A 21,587-nucleotide genomic window follows, 5' to 3' on the forward strand; every position below is an offset into this window, starting at 1 on the left:
CTATACGTTTCCTAAGCGTTCAAGCAGCTGCTGCAACACGTTTTCGGTTACTGCCAGCGCGGCGGGATCGATATCGGCCAGCAGCTGGGCGCGCAGCGCATCCGCCTGCGTTTTCACCGTAGCGAACGCCTCGTTGCCCTGCTCGGTTAACACCAGCAGGCGCTTGCGACGATCTTCCTTTGGCTGCACCCGTGCCAGCAGCTGCTGTTTCACCAGCCGATCGACCAGCGGCACCACACTGGCTTCCTCCAGCCCCAATAGCTGTGCCAGCGCCTTTTGCGTCGGCGGTTCACTGGCGGTCGCTACGCTGGCAATTGCCAGCCAGCTACTCATACTCAAACCGCTCTCTTTCAGGCGGCGATCAACCGCCAGCCGCCACGCATGGGCAGTAAGATGCAACAGACGGGAAAACGGTTGTGGATGGTCAGTCAAAGCGTAGCGGCCTAATGGTTAGATTTCTAACTAAATGGGAGGGTTATTATAAGCTAAGCGACGTGCGAATGAAAAGTTTGCTTACATCAGCAAATTTAGTCGTGCTGCGCGCAGATTACCAGTTTCACTTAAGTCGCGGAAAGGCCCGGTCAGGTCGTGTGTACAGCTTGCCTGTATAACTTTTTTCGGCAAAATACTCTATAATATTGAGTAAATTAGCCTGATAAGCACGAAATGCACAAGCCGCCGCTTGTACAGATTAGGGGTTACTGTATAACTTTAGCCGCCATGAATCGGTTAACGATTCGGTAACGAATGATGCAGTTGCGTCGCCTCTGAAGGTGTTGTGGATTTCCACCTTCAGAGGTGTCTTTTTGTGTTGGGTGGTGAGTCAGGTTTTTCGCGCCTGTCCGCGCGGAAATATTTCTTCCTGGTTGTGCTGGCCGCTGGGCCATCAGCCAATCTTAAGGGCTTACACATGCAAAATGCCGTCAACAGCAGCGATGTCCTCGCTGACAATTTCAAACAGGCCGTTAACAGTGAAACCAATGAGATGGAAGTCTTAGGCCATCTGATTGCTGAAATCCTGCACAGCGGTATGCCGGTGACCAATAAGGCGATTATTGCCGCCCTGATTGGCCGCCTGGAGCAGGAAGCCGATGTCGTCCAGCTGGATGTCTACCGTCACCTGCTGGAACTGGTGGTTCACCAGACTCCGGATGATTTTTCGCTGTAGCCGCAGCGGATTCCAGGGATGGAATCAACCTTATCGCCCCGTTTTACTGGCGCCTCGCGTCATCCCCCGGTAACATCGCCCGCGTTAACTTTTCCACTAAATATTGCTATGCCGTGACGGCATGCGCATCCAATAAAAGAGCCTGCAACAGATGAGTCAAACTGCCGATCGCCCCGCTGCCACAGCGAGCGACATCACGGTCGCACGTGTGCTGCGTTCACCTTCTCTTTTCACCGGCGAGTGCCTGGCCGGGGTGATTACCGCCCTGGCGCTGATACCGGAAGTGATTTCGTTCTCCGTGATTGCCGGCGTCGACCCTAAAGTCAGCCTTGTCGCTTCGGTGGTGCTGTGCCTGACGCTGTCGATTCTGGGAGGACGGCCAGCAATGGTCACCGCGGCGGCCGGTTCCGTCGCGCTGGTGATCGGGCCGATGGTGCACGCGCATGGCGTGGAGTACATTCTGCCGGCGGTGATCCTCGGCGGTATGATTCAAATCATTTTCGGCCTTGCCGGGCTGTCGCGCATGATGCGCTATATTCCGCGCTCGGTGATGATCGGCTTCGTTAACGCGCTGGGTATACTGATTTTCTTTGCGCAGGTGCCGCACGTCTGGGGCCAGTCGGGCCTGGTGTGGCTGCTGTTCGCCGCCACGCTGGCCATCGTGCTACTGCTGCCCAAAGTGCTTAAAAGCGTGCCTTCGCCGCTGGTGGCTATCGTGGCTGTCACCGCAGTCGCGCTGCTGCTGGGCTATCGCGTGCCCAACGTCGGCGATGAAGGGCCAATGCGCGCCGGCCTGCCGGATTTCAATACCCTGCTGGTGCCGCTTAATCTGCAGACGCTGCAGATTGTCTGGCCCACCGCGCTGTCGGTCGCCTTCGTCGGCCTGATGGAATCCCTGCTGACCGCCAAACTGGTGGATGACATGACCGATACGCCTTCCGGCAAGCGGCGTGAATCCTGGGCGCTGGGCGTCGGCAATATTCTGGCAGGCTTTTACGGCGGTATCGCCGGCTGCGCGATGATCGGCCAGACCATTGTTAACGTTGAGCTGGGCAAGGCGCGTACCCGGGTGTCCACCGTGGCCGCAGCGCTGGTGCTGCTGTTACTGGTCACCGGTCTGAGCCAGATCATGGCGCAGATTCCGATGGTGGTGCTGGCGGGCATTATGATGGTGGTCGCGGTGAAAACCGTGAACTGGCACAGCCTGCAACCGGCCACGCTAAAACGCATGCCGTGGTCGGAAACGCTGGTGATGGTGCTGACCGTCGCCGTCACAGTGTGGACCGGTAATCTCGCGCTTGGCGTGCTGGTGGGCGTGATGCTCGCCATGATGCTGTTTGCCCGCCGCATCGCTCACGTGATTCATGCCGAACGCCAGTTGAGTGACGATGGCGAGCAGGTGCACTACACGGTGCGCGGCCCGCTGTTTTTCGCCAGCAGCAACGATCTGTTTGAGCATTTTGACTACGGCCACGATCCGCAGCGCGTCACCATCGATTTGACCCACGCGCAGATTTGGGATGCCTCCAGCGTGGCGGCGCTCGACGCCATTGAGTACCGCTACCAGCGGCACGGCGCCAGCGTCACCTTCACCGGCCTGGATAACCGCAGCAGCGATTTCCGCGATCGCCTCAGCGGCAATCTCGGCTAGATGTGCGATAGGGACGCCCGGTGCGGGCGTCCTGTTCGGCATTATTTTACCAGGGCAAACAGATCATTGAGCGATTCGCTCATGGTTGGGTGGGTAAAAATCTGGTCACGCAGCACGCTATACGGCAGCCCGGCATCCATTACCGTTTTCACGATGTTAATGACTTCATGCGAGTCCGCTGCCAGCAGCGCCACGCCGAGAATTTGCTGGCTGCCATTATCAACCACGGCTTTCAGCATGCCACGGGTGTCGTCAACAACGCGCGAACGCGGAATCGCGGCGACCGGCAGTGTCACCACCTGAATATCCCGCCCCTGCGCGCGCGCCTGCGCTTCAGTCAAACCAATGCGTGATAACACAGGCGTCATAAACACGGAATACGGGATGTTAACGCGATCTTCGGTGGTGCGCGTGCCCTTGCCCAGCAACTGATCGTAAACGATGCGGAAATCATCAAGCGAAATATAGGTAAACTGTGGCCCACCGGTAACATCGCCCAGCGCCCAGATATGATCCACGGAAGTTTTAAGCTGTTTATCGACGCGCACCGCGCCGCGCGCATCGGTCACCACTCCCGCGTTTTCCAGTTTCAGTGCCTTCGTCGCCGGACGACGGCCCGTGGCAACCAGCAGCACATCGACTTCACGATCGCCCAGTGCGGTATGCAGCGTCACGCTGTCGCGACCGCTGGTCACACGCTGTAATGAAGTGTTGAGCTCGAGCTTAACGCCCTGCTCCTGCAGGATCCCGGCTATCGCCGCACTGATATCATCATCTTCCCGCGCCAGAAATTGCGGTGCACTTTCAAACAACGTCACTTCGCTGCCAAAACCGGCAAACATGGAAGCAAACTCAACGCCAATATAACCGCCGCCAAGGATCCCCAGCCGCTGCGGTAGTTGCGTCAAATTCAGGATACCGCTGCTGTCAACCACGCGCGGTCCGGCAACTAAGCCTTCCAGTGCGGGAAACACCGCTTCGGCACCGCTATTGATAAAAATTCGCTCAGCATGAATCTGGCTGACCTGCTGTGAGGAGGTGATTTTCAGCGTGTGGGCATCCACAAATTCCGCCTCACCATCAATGACATCGACCTGTGCAATAGCGGCCAGGTTGAGATAATTCTTCTCACGCAACAATTCTACTACTGCCGCTTTGCGCTGCATGGCATCGCTGAAACTGGCATGATGTTGCACATCGTGGACCAGTGCTTTCGTTGGGATACAGCCAACATTAATGCAGGTGCCACCATACATTGCGCGGGATTTTTCGATGATCGCGACACGCCATCCGGCGCGCCCCAGTGCCGCCGCCAGTGTTTTACCTGCTTTACCAAATCCGATGATTGCTGCCTGATAATGGTTCATGATGTTCTCCATGAGCGTCAAAAATAGTCATCACCCAAAGCTTACGGTTTGCTGCCGCGCCGTATTTCGCCGCAACGCTGGTATTTTTGTCTTTGCGTCTGAATCAAGCGGGCAGTTCAGGGAAAAGGGAAAAAACAGATGGATCCATTGAGTCAACTGCTGCTGCTGCATAACCCGCAGGGCAGCATAGATAAGAACTGCGTGCTGAGCGGTGAGTGGCAACTGCCGCACAGCGCCGGGCACCTGTGCGCAGTGCGCTGGCATACGGTCACAGGTGGCCCGGTCATGCTGGATATGCCCGTCACTGCGGGTGTCGAACTCAATGCTGGCAGCGTCATATTTCTGCCGCAAAACGCCGCGCATCGTATTTATCAGCGCCATACGCAGCCAACCCAACTGGTATGCGGCCTGCTGGAACTCCCCGCGTCGGCGCATGCTTTCCTCACCGCCCTGCCCGAAGTGCTAATGCTGGCCCCCGAACCCACAAGCAGCGATGGTCGCTGGCTGGCTGCGGTGCTGCCGTTCATCACCCAGAGTGCTGACGCACTGCCAGCTGCTGGTGATGCCGCACTTCGCAGCCAGCAGATTGGCAGCCTGTTCACACTGGCGGTGCGCCATGGGCTCTCAACTCACGCAGCGCACCCCGGCTTACTCTCCCTGGCTCTGCATCCACGACTTGGCCCTTTAATCACCCAACTGTGCGCCGCGCCGGAAAGGCCGTGGACGGTAGAAGCCATGGCTCAGCAAGTGTTTATGTCCCGCGCTTCCTTCGCGCTGCTGTTCCGCCAGCTCAGCGCTACCACGCCGCTGGCCGTGCTCACCGCCCTTCGTCTGCAGCTGGCCGCTCAGCGACTGGCGCGCGAAACAGCCCCGTTAATCAACATCGCTCTGGCCGTCGGCTACGCCAGCGAATCATCCTTTCACAAAGCGTTTGTCCGTGAGTTTGGCTGCACACCGGGAGAATACCGACGTCGTGTTGAAACGCTGGCGCAGGACCGCTAAGAGTAAAGAAGAAAACTGTACGCGCTTCGCTTGCGTAAAGGCGGATTCGTGGCTTTGCTTATTTCTCAGTGCGTTAACGATTACGCGGTTCGTAACAGGAGGAGAGCAGGATGAGTGGTTTGATGAAGGCAGCCTTAGCGGCACTGACATTGGTTACCCTGGCCGGCTGTATGCAACACAGCGATGCGGTGGGCAGTGACGGACGTCCGCACGCACCCAGCAAGCAGTCAGTACCTGGCGCCAGCGAAGGCGAAGGCCCGGTCGGCCAGCCACAGGATTGAGATTAGCGGGACAGACGTTATGTCCCGTTTTTATTTTTCAGGCACAAAAAAACCGCCCTTGGGCGGTCACGACATTGCTACTTATTGCTTTGATTTTATTCGGTATTAAATATGGTGCCCGGGGCGGGACTTGAACCCGCACGACCATAAGCCGAGGGATTTTAAAAACTATCTGCATTCCTTATAAATCATAAGCATATGATAATTAATGCTTTTAATATCCACATATTTGGGTTTACTTGGGTTGATACGAGACATCTAGTCATGTTTTTCAGTTCTTTATGAGGCGTGAAACTTTCTGGTAAAGCTGTTCGATTCTTTGCTCTGCATCATCTGCGAAATGCATGGCTCGATGGCAGTTTGGGCATAAAGCTACGCAATTTTCCGTCACGTCTGAGCCTTCTTCAGAAAGAGGGATTACATGATGGACTTCTAAGTAAGGTAGATTGCCCTTCTTGTAAAATGGTGCTGCCTCTCCGCAACACTCGCAGTTGCCTTTACTATTGCGAAGTATCCACGCAACTACTAATGGGTCTCGAATATACACTGTAGCCTGCTTGTAAATTTTTTCTGGCTTGCCACATCCTGAAGGTTTAGTAAATTTTGACTGTAAAATCTTTTCAACACGTTGATTCAAAATTGAAATATTGTCAGTCGGTTCATAGATTTCTGACTTATCGCCGAGAATAATTTTATTCCAATCAGACACCTTATACCCATTAACATGAATAAGTATTCTTTTGGTGCCATTACCTTTAGCAATATTTGTTCTTGACTTAGAATCGAAATATTTTTGCTGCTTGCATAACTTAAGCCTCAATGTTTCAGAGTCATCTTTATCAAGATAGAAAAATTGATCTTCGCCGTAGTATAAAAGTCTATCAACAGGTAATGGTAAGCTTTTCCTAACGGGCTTAGAGGCTAAAAATGATATGATTTTTTTTACGCCATTTTCTTTTAATCGCTCAATTATTGTCGTAAGTGCCTTATTGTAATCAGGGTTATTTTTTTGTCCCCATGATTCCAGTACCAACCCAAAAAAATCATCTTCAGTGGTAATGTGGCATTTAGCATCTAATTCCAATCCATTCAGTCCAATAACATTCATGTTATGTCACTCGCAATTTATATTAGCTTATTTTCAACCTATTAAGGTTCATCATTTCAAGAGAAAATAGCAATAACGTAGTCGTATAAACAAAACCGAGGGTTATTAATTTAGCAGCTGTCATCTCAGATGATTTGCTTGATAAGTAATGAAACACATAAATAACATAAAATCCCAACAAAATCGCGCCAATGCTTGGCCCTATATCAGATAGATCGCTAGGATGTAATCCGGCATTAAAATAGTTAATTAAAAGCCTAACAAAATAAAACGTAATGCCAGAAGTAATAAACCCTATTATATAAAAGAAATTATTTTCCACCCCCGGGTTCTCAAGAGGGCTTTTATCAAATAAGCAACAGATAGTTAAAGCGCCAAAAATTTGAAGTAGAGGACGAGAGTTAACTCTTTCAAATAATTTAAAGAAAGCATCCATAGTATAAATCCTTATATTAATCCTTTGATATTTTATCGTAAGGGTTTAGCTTTAACGCCGCTTCCAAATGCTCTGGTGAGAAATGGCTATATCGCATCGTCATTTGAATTGTTGAATGACCTAATATTTGTTGCAACACCAGTATATTTCAACCATTCATCATGAAGTGACTTGCAAACGTATGTCTCAAAACATGGGTGCGTTGGCCGTCTGGCAATTCAATTTTCGCTCTTTTAATCGCAACACCGAAAGCATCATAAGCATTGCCAAATAATCGACCACGACTTTTTGGAGTTAATACATGAAGTTCTTTTGATATTGGGATAGTGTGATTCTTTTTACTTTTCGTATTGGTATAGATAATTCGAAAAGGCATGACTTGAGATTGCCTCTCCAACGGGCGTCGGTTGCGAGGCAAAGGCGTAAAATAACGCCAAGTTCTTTATTTTATAATGCGTAACACTCATGGAGTAATCTTTTAATATCTTCTTCGTATAAGAATGCAAGTTCGTTTTCACTCTCGCGAAAGAGTCGCACACCATCGAGTGGATTATCGCCTTTCCAACGTTCCAGCCTTTTTAGTTCCTTAAACACTGCACGTAAGTAAGCGTGTTCACGGTTTACTGTGGTTTCTTTCGGTATTTTCTTCATGCCATACTTTAGGTTAGCGGTGAAGTCTCCCGCCAATCGCTGCTTACGATAGCCCGCAAACATTTCATGGTTGAGTGTGAGAGCATCTGGATCATCCAAGTTATGACCGAATAAGTTCAATTTTTGCAGCCTCGCATCGCCATTGGTTAAAGACCTTCCATGTAATTCATACCAATCATTAACTAACTCATCAAGGCTAACTGCGCGGGACTTCGCTTCAATCGTATTTATGATGGAATCGTTGCCTTAAGCGAACTACTGTCGCTCGTAACGTAAAGCCTCGCCGCGAGTTGCAAATCTTTTGCGAATTCGCTTACTTCCTCTGTCCTCTGAGTAATAATCACAAACCCACTTTCCGTTTTAGGTTTTTCTGACAGATATGCAGTTTCCTCAAAAAGAAAATGAGTAATTTTTGCTGTATATGAAAAAGTGGTCAATGTTTTATTTTTGGCTTCTAAACATGACCACATAATGAGCATCAAGAAGAATGCTGACGCCAATGTTCTTCGCTGATTATCTTCAAAGAGTGCCCCTTTTCTCTGTACTCGATGGCTTTTTCAATTTTTCGGCCATAACTTTGATAGCGCCAGTCTCTTGAACTCAAAGTCCCAATAATTAGGTAGTCTAATTTTTGAGTGATGTCATCGATTACAATTCCGCCTGCCGCTTCAATTTCAGCAACACATGAGGAACGCGATCCGCAAAGAAACTTTCCTGTAAGGCAAATCACAGAGCCTTTGATTTTTAACTCATCCACATATTCAAGCGGTGAACGAATTGAGAGCCCATCTACTGATCCAGTGGCTAAATCACAGCCCGTAAAGGCTATCATGGCCTCTTTCAGTTCTTCTCTTTCATCAGGAGTTACAACACCATCAGCCAAGATGTTCTCAATTAAAAGATAAAGATCTTTGCCGGGGAAGTTTGTTTTCAACAAACCATTATTAGATAACCACCAATGAAGATAGCGGATCTCATCTTCCGTTAACTCATGATTGGCCAGCATGCCTTTACACAGACCTTCAAGAAGGTGTTTATCAGATTCTGTAGAATAAAAATCAACGTTAGGGGTGTCGAGAAGGTTTTGTTGAATGTTAAGCAGGTCGTCTTTAAATTGCTGCAATTCAACATCTTCGATAACTCCGTCTTCTAAAATGGCTGCGATTTTATCCCGCAATACCTGGACGCAATAATTTTCGCTGATTGCTTCTGATTCCAATAACCAAGTATCAAGATATAGTAATTCTTTGGCATCAATCTGCCCATCACAAGTCACCCCCTCAATAATATTGACAAGATTTGAAAGTAACTTATCTCTGTTGCGTGTGTAGTTGTAAATACTGAGTTTTCTATCCATAGCACCCCCAATTTAATTTTACGTTTGATACAATCGATGACCTTCGCAACTGATCAACTTCTTCAACGGGTCAATCCACACCTTCAAAACGCTAGTGATTATCGGATATTCTTTGCAACGTTTCACACCACAGTAAGTTGACGCGCTGAGTGATCAAAACTTCATTATTAGGTTTAAAAAATATATCGAAATGCTTTGCGTGTTGTTTTCCAAAATCTGCATGACTTCAATACTTAATTCAATCTTCTGCCTGTAAAGAAGCTTTAATAAAATCCGGCTTAAGTAGCTGAAAATGATGACCAGAATTGATTGAGCTAAATTGCACGCTCGTATTTTGTGAGGGCAAACCACTCACAATCAAAACCAGTATTAAGAACGCAATCTACTACTGCTTCACCAGTAAAGTAATTACGGTCAATCCATGTAATAATCGTTACGTCACAAACGCCGATCTTTTCGAAGAACTCTTGTTAGCAGGAAAAGCCAATCTTTCAATGATCTGCATACTAAAGCTAGTTCAGCTAAAATGCCATTTAAGTTATCCGCAATGTTAACATTCGACATTCCATTTTAAAATGCAGCATAGCCGATTTCTTGTCAAAGAATGCAATTACCCGTATTTACTTTAAAAGATAGGATGCACTTTCCACTTTAATTTACTTTGAGCAATATTATTTGTAGCTACCGAAATTTGCATAAGCGGCTGATAGACACTATAAACCCTATCTCAGGATGTTGAAAGATAGCCGTCTCTCAATCTGGTCAAGAACTCGCAAGATTCATAAATTCTTCAACCTGATCGCACTGACAAAAGAAGCTAACTATCAGTCACGTTAAGTCTCGATTTTGCCAATGATTTTATTTGGCAGCAAGGAATTTAACCATGTTTGACTTCAAAGTTTCAACCTGTATGCACTGCAACGATGCCTGCCGCAGATTCGTGCTACGTAAAATATGGAAGACAGTGTGCGGCAGGCTGGCAAAAATGCGCATACGTTGCGTATAAAGCTGAAAACAGACCAGCCGCAACAGTACAATATATACAAAGTGTTAGAGCTTAGCGATGTCACCATAATGGAGACTTTCATCAGATCAACCTGCTCTAATCCAGTGCTTGCCATACGCGTGCCTTTACAAATTCGCAAACGAGAGGCTTCTGCTGTATGTGATAAAAACTACCACTCAGGTCGGTCAGTTAGCCGCAAGTGAGATCTCACCGGAACAATTGAGTGCAATTTGCAAATGGCAAATGGCAAATTGCGGCAGGTGCCCCGCCTAACCATTATCGGCATCAATCATTGATATTACTTTCAGCATCTAAACGTTGAACAACTGGCTGCGCATGATCGAAAGAACGTAATGGTTACAATGGTTGTGGTTGGCGGGCAGAAGAAGACCGTTTGATATTATGAAGTGATATTAGGAAAAATTTTCAGGCACAAAAAAACCGCCCTTGGGCGGTCACGACATTGCTACTTATTGCTTTGATTTTATTCGGTATTAAATATGGTGCCCGGGGCGGGACTTGAACCCGCACGACCATAAGCCGAGGGATTTTAAATCCCTTGTGTCTACCGATTTCACCACCCGGGCAGGGTGTAAACTGGAGGCGCGTCCCGGAGTCGAACCGAGGTGGACGGATTTGCAATCCGCTGCATGGCCACTCTGCCAACGCGCCTTTTAATCTGAGGTGCAAGCCGTCTGCGACGTATTGCAATATCTGGAGCGGGAAACGAGACTCGAACTCGCGACCCCGACCTTGGCAAGGTCGTGCTCTACCAACTGAGCTATTCCCGCATTTGCTTATGCTTCACCGAACTTGCTGATTTTATTCAGCTTCTTGCAGCCTTGCTGCCGTTCGATGCGATGCATTCTACTTATCTGACGCAACGAGTCAATAGAATTATCCACACACTGCGTCCGTTTGCTGCTTTTTAAATCGCATCGATCAGCTATCGAGCAAATCGCCGCGTGCCGCGCTTAAATACTGGAACATTGACCAGAAAGTCAGCACCGCTGCGATGTACAACGCCACCACGCCAACGCCTACTACGGTCGCGTCCGGACGCCACAGCAGCGCCACCAGCGACAGCATCTGCGCCGTGGTCTTCACTTTGCCAATCCACGACACCGCCACGCTGCTGCGCTTGCCAATCTCCGCCATCCACTCACGTAAGGCCGAGATAATGATTTCACGCGCGATCATGGTGGCGGCCGGCAGCGTGATCCACCAGGCGTGGAAATACTCGGCGACCAGCACCAGCGCCATCGCCACCATCACTTTGTCAGCGACCGGATCGAGAAAGGCACCAAAACGTGTTGTCTGCTTCCAGCGACGCGCGAGGAAGCCATCAAACCAGTCAGTGACCGCAGCAATGACAAACAGCAGCGCCGTCGCGAAGGGAGCCCAGTGAAATGGCAGATAGAACGCCAGCACGAAGAACGGGATCAGAACAACTCGAAACAGGGTAAGACACGTCGGAATGTTAAATTGCATATGCCAGTAACTGTCTGGTGTGAGTAGGATTTAACGTATGTTCCTACATTGCCCACCCTGTTTCAATGTTAGTGTTTCAGCGAGTAGTAGATTTTTTCCGCCAGGGCGAAGGAGATACCCGGTACTTTAGCGATCTCATCGACGCTGGCATTCATCAGCGGTTGCAGGCCGCCCATGTACTTCAGCAGCTGCTGACGCCGTTTGGGTCCGACGCCTTCAATGCTCTCCAGCGCGCTGGTGTTCTTCACTTTGGCGCGTTTTTTCCGGTGGCCCGAAATTGCATGATTGTGAGCGTCGTCACGAATGTGCTGGATAACATGCAGCGCCGGCGAGTCCGGTGGCAGCGAAACGCCCTCGCCTTCCGCCGCAAAGAACAGCGTTTCCAGGCCGGCTTTACGGTCGCTGCCTTTTGCCACGCCGAGCAGAATCGGCCGGTTTTTATCCCATGGCACATCCAGTTCCGCAAACACCTGCTGCGCCTGCGCCAGCTGCCCTTTACCACCATCGATCAGGATCACATCCGGGATCTTTTCCGGTTCCAGCGCCTTGCCGTAACGACGGCGCAGCACCTGATTCATCGCCGCGTAGTCATCACCGGGGGTAATTCCTTCAATGTTGTAGCGGCGATAGTCAGCGCGCAGCGGGCCGTCACGGTTGAACACCACGCAGGACGCGATGGTCTGTTCGCCCATGGTGTGGCTGATGTCGAAACACTCCATGCGGTTAATCTGCTCCAGTTTGAGGAACGCCGCCAGCGCCGCCAGACGCTGCTGGATGGTCGAGTGCTGCGCCAGCCGCGTTGTCAGCGCCGTGGCGGCATTGGTGCGCGCCAGCTTCAGGTAGCGCGCACGGTCGCCGCGCGGTTTGCTCTGAATGCTGACTTTGCGCCCGGCCAGTTCGCTCAGCGATGCGGCCAGCAGTTCCCGCTCAGGTAGATTGAAGTCCAGCAGGATGTCCGCCGGTAAGGTACGCGCTTCGCTGCCCTGCAGATAAAACTGTCCGACAAACGTCTGTACCACTTCGGTGAGTTCCGTGTCCGCCGGCACTTTCGGAAAATAGCTGCGGCTGCCCAGCACTTTGCCCTGCCGGATAAACAGCACGTGCAGACAGGCCATGCCGGCGTCATAGGCGACGCCCATCACGTCGAGATCATCGCCCTGATTGGAAACGAACTGTTTCTCCGTAATCCGCCGCACCGCCTGAATCTGATCCCGCAGGCGCGCCGCCTCTTCGAAACGCAGGCCCACGCTGGCCTGCTCCATACGCTGCACCAGCTGATTAATTACCTGATCGTCTTTACCGGCCAGAAACAGCCGCACATAGTCGGTTTGCTGCGCATATTCTTCTTCGCTCACCAGGCCGGCGACGCAGGGGCCGAGGCAACGGCCAATCTGATACTGCAGGCACGGGCGCGAGCGGTTGCGGTAGACGCTGTTCTCGCACTGGCGAATCGGAAACACCTTTTGCAGCAGCGCCAGGGTTTCACGCACCGCATAGCCGTTGGGAAACGGACCAAAGTATTCGCCTTTGGCGTGTTTGGCACCGCGGTGCATCGCCAGGCGTGGATGCGGATCGCCGCTAAGGAAAATATAGGGGTACGACTTATCATCGCGTAGCAACACGTTGTAGCGCGGCTGATACAACTTGATGTAGTTGTGCTCCAGCAGCAGCGCTTCGGTCTCGGTATGGGTGACCGTGACATCAATATTATGGATGTTGCTGACCAGCACTTCTGTCTTACGGCTCCCCACCTGCGTGCGGAAATAGCTGCTCAGGCGTTTTTTAAGGTCTTTGGCTTTACCAACATAGATCACCGTGCCTGTCGCGTCATACATGCGGTAGACGCCGGGCTGACTGGTCACGGTGCTGAGAAAGGCTTTTGGATTGAAAACGTCACTCACTACTGATTAACGGCTCCGCATTAAACAGGCCATGGCGTATGGCCAGATGCGTTAACTCTACGTCACCACTGATGTTCAACTTGCTGAACATGCGATAGCGATAGCTATTAACGGTTTTCGGGCTCAGGTTAAGCTGCTCGGAAATCTCCGTCACCTTTTGCCCTCGGGTAATCATCAGCATAATCTGCAATTCCCTTTCCGACAAACAGCTGAACGGTGATTCGGCGCGCTGCGGCTCAATCTGGCTCAGCGCCATCTGCTGAGCGATATCAGAGGCGATGTAACGCTGACCGGCGTGCACCGAGCGAATGGCGCTGACCACTTCCTGCGGCGCCGCCCCTTTGCTGAGATAACCTGCCGCACCGGCCTGCATGACTTTCGCTGGCAGGGGATTTTCGGTGTGGATAGTCAGCATGATGATGCGGATATCCGGATTGAAGCGCACGATTTTGCGCGTCGCCTCCAGTCCGCCAATACCGGGCATGTTCATGTCCATCAGCACCACATCCACAGGATGAGTGCGGCACCATTTTACCGCATCTTCACCACAGGCCACTTCCCCGGCAATCACCAGTCCCTTCATATCTTCCAGTATGCGACGAATACCGGCGCGTACCAGTTCATGGTCATCAACAAGAAGCAGGCTGATCAACGGGACGTACTCCGCAGGTTAGTGGGGGAAAATATATTTCAGGGGCGTTATCTTACCGGGTTTCGCGTGGAAAGAACATCAGGGGCGCCAGATAAATCTCAAAACCAATGACCCATGTCAAATAGCAGGCAGCAGTGATGGTTTTTTTTAGCTGATGCAATACCATACTGGAATAAAATTGTTAAAATGTGACTAATATCATTAAGTTATAATTTATAACCCGCCTTCGCTTCTTCTCGCCCGCAGCACAAAAAAATAATTTTTCCCTGGAAGTTTTTTGCGCACAAAAAAAAGCGAACGGCGCAATTAATTAACCGTCTGCGCGCGGGTCGATGATGTGGCCTAAATTCTTCCATCAAGCGTATGATATACTCTGTTTTTTATGCACGGGAAGAATGTGTGCGCACAAGGTCATTCCACAAAGGAGATAATGATGAGTGATGAAGATTTCGTAACATCGCGCGATACCCAGGCGCTGGCGGATGAAGTTGCCTGCCTGAAAATGATGGTGACGCTGATCCTGAAAGGCATGGGCCAGGCTGATGCCGGTAAGGTGATCATCAACATGGAGCGCTACGTTCAGTCCGCGCTGGCCGATAAACCGCAGGCCGAGGTGTTCAGCAACACCATCCGCCAGATTAAAACCGCCTACCGTCAGTAAGCGGCGTGCCCTGCGCATCCTGCGCGGGGCGTTAGCTGTGTGACTGCCAGTTGACCGACACGCCCAGCGAGGGCAGCACTTCTTCCGGACTGAAGCGACGCGTGCCGCGATACTTCTCCGCCAGCGCCGGCTGCTGCACCGGAATACGAATGGCAAACAGATTGTCTTCTGACTGAATCAGTCCCGGCGAGAGCGGCTCGTACACCACCTGATGCTGCTCAAACATTTTCTCCAGCATCGGCGTGGCCGAACTGATCAAATACTCCATCCCGCTCAGCTCAGCCAGCTGTACCGAATGCCATAAGATGTTCAGCGGCAGTTCGGCATCGACTTCAAGGCGGGCCGAATAGCGCGACATTTCCCACACTTTTTGCTGATCAAAAGGCAGCACCATGCCTTCCGGCACTTCCGGCTCGTGCCACGGTAACAGACGTGCGCAGCCACAAATGCCCTGACGCGCAGTCCAGGCAATCAGCCAGGTGACATCGGAACGATCGAAGCGATCGTACTCCTGTCCCGGCGTGCTGAGTCGCGGCGGAATTGACCAGCCCTCGCCACGCGCAAAGACGCTGTAACGATAGGTGCCCAACTCGGCCAGCAAAGAGGACGGCATATCCTTTAGCTGTGTTTGAATTATTTTCATCATGCGCCCCTGACATCCCCATGTTTGCAATGATTTATTAAGCGCCAGCCTGGCGGAGTTTCCGGCGCAGGGTAGACAACTGACTGCGGCTTAGGAACTACTAAAATTAGTAGTTGCCTTTTCGCTATATCAGGCCGATGGCTGCGGCATAACAGGCAATCTGCGTTTTATTGGAAACATTAAAACGCTTTTGCATATTCTTTTGGTGAAAATTTACCGTGTGTTCAGAAATAGCCAGAATAAGGGAAATTTCGGCTGAGGTTTTCCCCTCCGCTGTCCATTTCAATATTTCCAGCTCGCGCTGACTAAAATCATTCGATAACACCACCATTGAGCCGTCATTCAGACGGTCCAGCACACGCAAACTCAGTTCCGCCAGGAAGTGCAGTTGCACCTCCAGCTCAACGCGTCTGTGCTGGGTCTGGCTGGGTTGTTGCGATGCTATAGATAATATACCAATGGCACGATTTAGTGCCATTGCCGAGCATGAAAAGCCACTTACCAGCCCTGCTGCATTGGCTTCTGCCCATAAATTGCCTGCGCCGGTAAATAAATCACGCGTCCACTCCACGCCGCGACCGGGCTGCTGGCAGAGCATTAACACCGGATCCACCGCATAGTAATTTTCACTTTCGTAGCGTTTCACCCAGCTCTGCGGATAGGTGCTAAAGAGAAAAATACGCGGTCGGGTAAAAGGCACCGGATGCTGTACCAAAAAGGCAAAAGCATCAAATCCAAGGGCCTCAACATGTTTTTGCAGCAGCGATTTCAATTGCAGCACTTCGGAAAGCGCCTTAAATTCTTTTTCAGTTTCGCCTCGCCAGACGAAATAATTATCGATGATCATTATTGCCCTGGCGCTGTTTCACGCCTTATTCATAACAGGATATCTGTGCCGATTAATGTAAAAAATAAATTAACCAGAGAAAAAATATTGATTGAAACCAGAGCGGCATTGCGGGCAAAAAGTGATAACTACCTTGTTGTCAATATGTTACCCAAATGAGAAATTAAACTACGGTGCGTTTGCCAGCGGCACCATCAGGATGATAAGTCGTGTGAATCAGAATAAGATTTTTCTGAAGAATTTTCAATCGTCCTGTTGATTAAAGGCCAGACTTCGCAGATAAAACATTCGCCTCATCATTAATCGCTATTATCTTTGCCATTCCCCTTTTTTATACCGCCCGTCATAATCTTCCTGCTGATTAAGTCCGCAGCGCGGCTTAATTCCAGTTATTTCTGCAGTGTTTCCCTGCCGTGCCCCTGTGGCAGACATTTCCGGCACCGTCTTTTCCAGCTACGCTTTAGCAGAGGCGCAAGGTGGCAGGCACCAGCATAGCTCCCTAGGCTGGCGCGATTTCAGCAAACTGAGTGGGACTGACTATGTTAAACCAGCTGGCATTACCTTTTCTGGTCGTGGGCGTGTGTACCGCCCTGATGATCGCTAAAGATCTGTTGCGTCACCCGCATCCGCTGGCGGTCATGAATATCATCTGGCCGCTCACCGGGCTGTACATGCCGTTTTTCGGCTGGCTGGCATGGTGGTATCTCGGGCGTAAACCGTCACGTCAGCGAAAACTGGCGCTGCTGCTGCCATCCGGATTAACCGGTTATGCCAGCTGGCAAACCATTTTTATTTCCACCTCGCTCTCTGCCGCCGCCTGTATATTCGGCGACATCATCACCCTGCCAATAGTCACGCTACTCAAGCATTTTGCAATTAGCCCCGCGCTGTGGTTACAGGCGGTTATTTGCGTGATGATTTCGTTACTGGCGGGATTATTTTTTCAGTTTCTGGCCATTCGCCAGCGGGAACAACTTTCTATTGTCCGTACGTTATTATTAGCGCTGAAAACAGAAACCTTTCCGCTGCTGATTTATCAAACGGGAATCTTTATCTTTATGACGCTGGCCCTAAAATATGTGCTTAATCAACAGCTCAATCCCCTGCTCAGCGCCTTCTGGTTTATGTTACAGCTGGCGATGATCACCGGATTTATTTTCTCCTGGCCGGCAAATCATTTCCTCATCAAACGCGGATTAAACCCGGCGGTGTAGTCTAGCGACAAAAGCCTGCGCCACGCATGCCAAGGTGGAAATGGCTGGCATGCGCCGCATTGTAATCCGGCCCCAGCGCATTACCGAAGCTGGCGCAGCCGTTGCGCCATAACGCGTGCAAACCGGCAGCGGCCTGCGGCGGTTGCTGCCAGTTTTTGCCTACCTGCAGCCAGCGCCCGTCCGCCAGCTGAAAGCCCGTGATGTCCCACGCCTCCGCCGTCGCATGTTCACTGCGGCGTCCTTCCTGGCGGTGATAAATATTGCGGCAGGCGTAACTGCCAACATGCGCGATGCGGCGCAGCGGCGAGGTAATGCCGGCCTGCTGCAGCGCCGCATTGCTGCGTGTGACATACAGCGTGCTGGCTACCGCCATCGGACAGCTGGCAAGAAAACTGCTGCTCAGCGTGACCTCACCGAAGCGGCTGATGCGCAGCGGTTGATCAATCGGACAATCGCCCTGCAGCGGCGGCACCTCACGGAAACTGACTCTGCCCTGCGCGCTGGCCGCGCGCATCACCGCCAGACACGCGGCCGGATCGCTGCTCAGCCGCTGCAGCTTATAGCGCGTCATCCAGCCCGGCGGATCGGTAACCTGGAGCGGTATAAACGGATTCCACTGCGGCGGCAGATGGGTTTTCAGCCAGGGTAAACTCCACCAGCCGCACAGGGCCAGCAGCACTATCGCGAGCAATGCGCGCACGCTGCCTCACTTTTTCCGGGTTCATCGAAATGACAAGTGTAGAACCCTGCGCAGCGCTGCGTGGTGCAAGCGGCTCATTTGCAGAACATTTACGCAAAATGACGGCACGGCGCGCCATGTAAATATTTACTGACACGGTAAAGCACGCAAAAGGGCACAAAGGTTTAAAAACCATTACCGAGAGTGGCCGCCTTTCCTCTATCTTATGCCCTCTTGCCCTGTGCAACAGCACGTTATTCAACAGCCAGCAGAGCTGACACAACATCAAGACAGGAAAGATATTTTTATGGTTGATCAATCTAAAGCGGCGCCCATTGAGGCCGAACAGCCGGAAAAACTCCGGCGCAACCTGCATAACCGTCACATCCAGCTTATCGCTATCGGCGGTGCCATTGGCACCGGTCTGTTCATGGGCTCCGGTAAAACCATCAGTCTGGCGGGTCCGTCGATCATCTTCGTCTATATGATCATCGGTTTTATGCTGTTCTTTGTGATGCGCGCCATGGGTGAGCTGCTGCTCTCCAACCTTGAGTACAAATCCTTCAGCGACTTTGCCGCCGATCTGCTCGGTCCGTGGGCCGGTTATTTCACCGGCTGGACTTACTGGTTCTGCTGGGTGGTGACCGGCATCGCCGACGTGGTGGCGATCAGCGCCTATTTCCAGCTGTGGTTCCCGGACTTCTCGATCTGGATGAGCGCGCTGCTGTGCGTGTTTGTTTTCCTTGCTCTGAACATTGCCACGGTGAAACTGTTTGGCGAGATGGAGTTCTGGTTCGCCATTATCAAAATTGTCGCCATCGTGGCGTTAATCATCACCGGGATTGTGCTGGTCAGCCTGCACTACCCTTCGCCGAACGGGAGTCACGCGGCGCTGAGCAATATCTGGGATCACGGCGGCATGTTCCCGAAAGGGCTGAGCGGTTTCTTTGCCGGCTTCCAGATTGCGGTGTTTGCCTTTGTCGGCATTGAACTGGTGGGTACGGCGGCGGCGGAGACCAAAGATCCGCATAAAGTTCTGCCGCGCGCCATCAACGCGATCCCGCTGCGCATCATCATGTTTTACGTGCTGGCGCTGCTGGTGATCATGGCGGTGACGCCGTGGAACCAGGTCATGCCGGATCGCAGTCCGTTCGTTGAAATGTTTGTGCTGATTGGCCTGCCGGCCGCTGCCAGCATCGTTAACTTTGTGGTGCTGACCTCCGCGGCCTCCTCAGCCAACAGCGGCATCTTCTCCACCAGTCGCATGCTGTATGGCCTCGCGGAACAGGGCGTGGCGCATAAAGCGTTTGGCCGCCTTTCAGCGCGCGCGGTGCCGACCACCGGCCTGTTCTTCTCCTGCCTGTGTCTGCTGGCTGGCGTGGCGTTGATCTATCTGATTCCGGATGTGATGACGGTCTTCACCATGGTGACCACGGTCTCGGCGATTCTGTTTATGTTTGTCTGGACCATTATCCTGTGCAGCTACCTGGCCTACCGCAAACAGCATCCGCAGCGTCATGCGGCGTCACGCTTCAAAATGCCACTCGGCAAGCTGATGTGCTGGGTGTGCATGGCTTTCTTTGCCTTTGTGCTGGTGCTGCTGACACTGCAGGAAGATACGCGCCAGGCGCTGATGGTGACGCCACTGTGGTTTGTGGTGCTGACCATGGGCTGGCTGCTACGCCGGCGTAAAGCCTGATCCACCTAAACGAAAAGGTCCGGTTATGCGGGCCTTTTTCGTTATAAGCGTTCTGTGAATTTGTGCCACGCCTGCGCCAGCGACGGCCGCAGCGAATCTTCCCGCTGTGGTGCTGCTGCCGGCGCTGCGGCGGGACCGAGATTAAAGGTAAAGGTGTAATCCGGCTCTTCCCCCATGCGCAAATCCACGATCAGCGTGTCGTTGCCCTGCTGGCGCATGGCATAAAATCCATGGCTGAACCACGCAACGCGTTCGGCGTGCCACTGGCCTTTAAACGGGGCAAAAAGCGCGGGATGGCGATCGTACCAGCGGATCTGTAAGGGACGATCGGGCGACAGCAGCGACCACCATGCTTCCCCGTAGCGCTGCGGCGTGATAATTACCGTGCGCCACACCAGCGTGTTGAACGCGGTGGGCGTCACCAGCAGTTGCTGCGGCTGCACGGCCTGCTGCGTCAGCTGGTGCTCAATATGCCGGGTAGCAATACTTTGCGCCACCATACTCCAGCCCAGGTACAGCGTGCTGATGAGCAATCCGGCCTGATTCCAGCGTAGCCCGCACGCATCCCGCCGCCACAGTGCGACGATCAGGGCGATCAGCAGCGGTAGCGTGTAGAGCGGATCGATGATGAACATGCTGCCGATGGCGAACGGGTAATCGGTCAGCGGCAGCCCGAGTTGCGTGCCGTACACCGTGGTCAGGTCCAGCAGCGGATGCGTGATCAGTGCCAGCCAGATGGCGAGGCACCAGGCGCGCCAGTGCTGCCGGCTGCGCGTCACGCCGGCCACCAGCCAGCCGGGTAACGGTGCCACCAGCGTCAGCCACAGCAGCGCGTGGCTCTCGGTGCGGTGCAGCGTCATGTTGCGGATGGCATCGCCGTGGTCGATAAACACGTCGAGGTCCGGCAACGTGCCCGCGACCGCCCCCGCCAGCGCCGCCTGCCACAGCGGCACGCGTTTGCCCATTACGGCCACGGTCACCGCCGCGCCCAGCGTTAGTTGTGATAGCGAATCCATGCACTCTCCTGGTCAGCCACGGGGATCAGCGCACGCGGATCCCTTCAATGATCATGCGCTGAACGTTATCCAGCGTCTGGGCAAAAAATTCCGCATCGTTTAGCGTCTGGCCGGTGATGGCTTCCACCTGGGATGCGAAATCAGCGTAGTGCTGCGTGGTCGCCCATAGCAGAAAGAACAGATGCTGCGGCTGCACGCCGGCAATACGTCCTTCGGCGATCCACTGTTCGATAATCGCCGCTTTGTCATCCACCAGCGCTTTTAAATCCCCCGCCAGCTCGCCCTTCAGCAGCGGCGCGCCCTGCAGCATCTCCAGACAGAACAGGCGTGATGCCTGCGGGTGGTCACGCGACACTTCCAGCTTGAGACGAATATAGTTGCGGATGGCCACCAGCGGATCCTGGTCATGACGCAGCGCACGCAGCGGCGCCAGCCACACATCAAGAATCTCTTTTAGTACCGCCACATACAGCACTTCTTTTGACGGATAGTAGTAAAGCAGGTTGGTTTTTGAGACGTCCGCGCGCTCAGCCACTTTATCCAGACTGGTGCCGTGAATGCCAAACTGCGAGAAGAAGGCCAATGCCGCTTCCAGAATAGCTGCCCGTTTCGCCGCAACGGCCCGCGATCGGCGTCCTGGCTTTTTTTCATCGCTTTTCACACTGTTACCTCTTCCATCCTGCGAAATCGCATCATAACAAACGCCCTGTTTCCTGCCTAATGCTGTGCCCTGCACCTTTTTCGCTCAGGTGACGCA

21 protein-coding genes, 3 tRNA genes and 1 pseudogene are annotated in these 21,587 nt (G+C 52.2%); 7 read left to right on the forward strand and 18 right to left on the reverse strand.

Annotated elements, in window-relative coordinates; translation table 11 throughout:
• On the reverse strand, positions 1-432 hold the full coding sequence (locus AC6I79_RS12045) for a MarR family winged helix-turn-helix transcriptional regulator (protein ID WP_058759700.1): 432 nt from the start codon (positions 430-432) through the stop codon (positions 1-3).
• 478 nt (positions 433-910) lie between these two features.
• Between AC6I79_RS12045 and AC6I79_RS12050 the strand changes: the two genes are divergently transcribed.
• Positions 911-1,168, forward strand: coding sequence for a biofilm/acid-resistance regulator YmgB/AriR (locus AC6I79_RS12050; RefSeq protein WP_058759735.1), 258 nt, complete (start codon positions 911-913; stop codon positions 1,166-1,168).
• A gap of 151 nt (positions 1,169-1,319) precedes the next feature.
• The gene (locus AC6I79_RS12055) at positions 1,320-2,819 is read left to right on the forward strand and encodes a SulP family inorganic anion transporter (protein WP_498027307.1); all 1,500 of its coding nucleotides are present in this window, start codon (positions 1,320-1,322) and stop codon (positions 2,817-2,819) included.
• Positions 2,820-2,860: 41 nt separating this feature from the next.
• On the opposite strand, the gene rclA is transcribed toward AC6I79_RS12055, so the two are convergent.
• Entirely contained in the window at positions 2,861-4,186 is a 1,326-nt protein-coding gene (gene rclA, locus AC6I79_RS12060) for a reactive chlorine resistance oxidoreductase RclA (RefSeq protein ID WP_498027308.1), read from the reverse strand.
• A gap of 138 nt (positions 4,187-4,324) precedes the next feature.
• Here rclA and AC6I79_RS12065 point away from each other — a divergent pair, with 138 nt between their 5' ends.
• A complete protein-coding gene (locus AC6I79_RS12065; RefSeq protein WP_058780781.1) occupies positions 4,325-5,188 on the forward strand; it encodes a helix-turn-helix domain-containing protein in 864 nt (287 codons plus the stop codon).
• 110 nt (positions 5,189-5,298) lie between these two features.
• A complete protein-coding gene (locus AC6I79_RS12070; protein ID WP_058769590.1) occupies positions 5,299-5,469 on the forward strand; it encodes a hypothetical protein in 171 nt (56 codons plus the stop codon).
• Positions 5,470-5,740: 271 nt separating this feature from the next.
• On the opposite strand, the gene AC6I79_RS12075 is transcribed toward AC6I79_RS12070, so the two are convergent.
• The 11 genes and pseudogenes from AC6I79_RS12075 to uvrY form a co-directional block, all read right to left on the reverse strand.
• Positions 5,741-6,577: an HNH endonuclease gene (locus AC6I79_RS12075; protein ID WP_072208546.1), complete on the reverse strand. Its 837-nt coding sequence runs from the start codon at positions 6,575-6,577 to the stop codon at positions 5,741-5,743.
• A 22-nt stretch (positions 6,578-6,599) separates the two neighbouring features.
• Positions 6,600-7,013, reverse strand: a complete 414-nt coding sequence (locus tag AC6I79_RS12080; RefSeq protein WP_058775402.1) for a hypothetical protein — start codon at positions 7,011-7,013, stop codon at positions 6,600-6,602.
• A 16-nt stretch (positions 7,014-7,029) separates the two neighbouring features.
• A pseudogene (locus tag AC6I79_RS12085) lies at positions 7,030-8,024 on the reverse strand (phage integrase); the annotation flags it as partial.
• Between the two features lie 118 nt (positions 8,025-8,142).
• Complete coding sequence (locus AC6I79_RS12090; RefSeq protein ID WP_058775401.1) at positions 8,143-9,021, reverse strand: BRCT domain-containing protein; 879 nt, start codon at positions 9,019-9,021, stop codon at positions 8,143-8,145.
• A 314-nt stretch (positions 9,022-9,335) separates the two neighbouring features.
• Positions 9,336-9,473, reverse strand: coding sequence for a helix-turn-helix domain-containing protein (locus AC6I79_RS12095; protein WP_081049454.1), 138 nt, complete (start codon positions 9,471-9,473; stop codon positions 9,336-9,338).
• A 1,055-nt stretch (positions 9,474-10,528) separates the two neighbouring features.
• Positions 10,529-10,614: transfer RNA gene (locus tag AC6I79_RS12100), tRNA-Leu, on the reverse strand.
• Between the two features lie 11 nt (positions 10,615-10,625).
• Positions 10,626-10,699 (reverse strand) — tRNA-Cys (locus tag AC6I79_RS12105).
• Positions 10,700-10,742: 43 nt separating this feature from the next.
• A tRNA-Gly gene (locus tag AC6I79_RS12110) sits at positions 10,743-10,818 on the reverse strand.
• Positions 10,819-10,969: 151 nt separating this feature from the next.
• Positions 10,970-11,518: a CDP-diacylglycerol--glycerol-3-phosphate 3-phosphatidyltransferase gene (pgsA, locus tag AC6I79_RS12115; RefSeq protein WP_021508275.1), complete on the reverse strand. Its 549-nt coding sequence runs from the start codon at positions 11,516-11,518 to the stop codon at positions 10,970-10,972.
• Between the two features lie 68 nt (positions 11,519-11,586).
• Positions 11,587-13,419: an excinuclease ABC subunit UvrC gene (gene uvrC, locus AC6I79_RS12120; protein ID WP_021508276.1), complete on the reverse strand. Its 1,833-nt coding sequence runs from the start codon at positions 13,417-13,419 to the stop codon at positions 11,587-11,589.
• Complete coding sequence (uvrY, locus tag AC6I79_RS12125) at positions 13,412-14,071, reverse strand: UvrY/SirA/GacA family response regulator transcription factor (RefSeq protein ID WP_021508277.1); 660 nt, start codon at positions 14,069-14,071, stop codon at positions 13,412-13,414. Before uvrY ends, uvrC begins: the two co-directional genes overlap by 8 nt.
• Positions 14,072-14,504: 433 nt before the next feature.
• Here uvrY and AC6I79_RS12130 point away from each other — a divergent pair, with 433 nt between their 5' ends.
• Positions 14,505-14,732 (forward strand): DUF2594 family protein, encoded by a 228-nt coding sequence (locus AC6I79_RS12130; RefSeq protein WP_010616664.1) that lies wholly within the window; start codon positions 14,505-14,507, stop codon positions 14,730-14,732.
• Positions 14,733-14,763: 31 nt separating this feature from the next.
• On the opposite strand, the gene AC6I79_RS12135 is transcribed toward AC6I79_RS12130, so the two are convergent.
• The gene (locus AC6I79_RS12135) at positions 14,764-15,375 is read right to left on the reverse strand and encodes an acyl-homoserine-lactone synthase (protein ID WP_031279842.1); all 612 of its coding nucleotides are present in this window, start codon (positions 15,373-15,375) and stop codon (positions 14,764-14,766) included.
• Between the two features lie 124 nt (positions 15,376-15,499).
• Positions 15,500-16,222: an autoinducer binding domain-containing protein gene (locus tag AC6I79_RS12140; protein WP_498027309.1), complete on the reverse strand. Its 723-nt coding sequence runs from the start codon at positions 16,220-16,222 to the stop codon at positions 15,500-15,502.
• A 539-nt stretch (positions 16,223-16,761) separates the two neighbouring features.
• Here AC6I79_RS12140 and AC6I79_RS12145 point away from each other — a divergent pair.
• On the forward strand, positions 16,762-17,436 hold the full coding sequence (locus AC6I79_RS12145; RefSeq protein ID WP_127833902.1) for a DUF4396 domain-containing protein: 675 nt from the start codon (positions 16,762-16,764) through the stop codon (positions 17,434-17,436).
• 1 nt (position 17,437) lies between these two features.
• Here the strand turns inward: AC6I79_RS12145 and AC6I79_RS12150 are convergent, their stop codons facing one another.
• Entirely contained in the window at positions 17,438-18,136 is a 699-nt protein-coding gene (locus tag AC6I79_RS12150; protein WP_058769587.1) for an extensin-like domain-containing protein, read from the reverse strand.
• 286 nt (positions 18,137-18,422) lie between these two features.
• On the opposite strand from AC6I79_RS12150, the gene cycA reads away from it, so the two are divergent.
• Entirely contained in the window at positions 18,423-19,814 is a 1,392-nt protein-coding gene (gene cycA, locus AC6I79_RS12155) for a D-serine/D-alanine/glycine transporter (RefSeq protein ID WP_021508281.1), read from the forward strand.
• Positions 19,815-19,855: 41 nt separating this feature from the next.
• Here cycA and AC6I79_RS12160 read toward each other — a convergent pair whose 3' ends face one another.
• Together AC6I79_RS12160 and rutR are read right to left on the reverse strand one after the other, a co-directional pair.
• Positions 19,856-20,830 carry a metal-dependent hydrolase gene (locus AC6I79_RS12160; RefSeq protein WP_159378290.1) on the reverse strand — a complete coding sequence of 325 codons (975 nt, stop codon included), beginning with the start codon at positions 20,828-20,830 and terminating at the stop codon, positions 19,856-19,858.
• 25 nt (positions 20,831-20,855) lie between these two features.
• A complete protein-coding gene (gene rutR, locus AC6I79_RS12165; protein ID WP_031279844.1) occupies positions 20,856-21,491 on the reverse strand; it encodes an HTH-type transcriptional regulator RutR in 636 nt (211 codons plus the stop codon).
• Positions 21,492-21,587 lie beyond the last annotated feature (96 nt).

It is taken from the genome of gamma proteobacterium symbiont of Scutellera amethystina, from assembly GCF_059730845.1.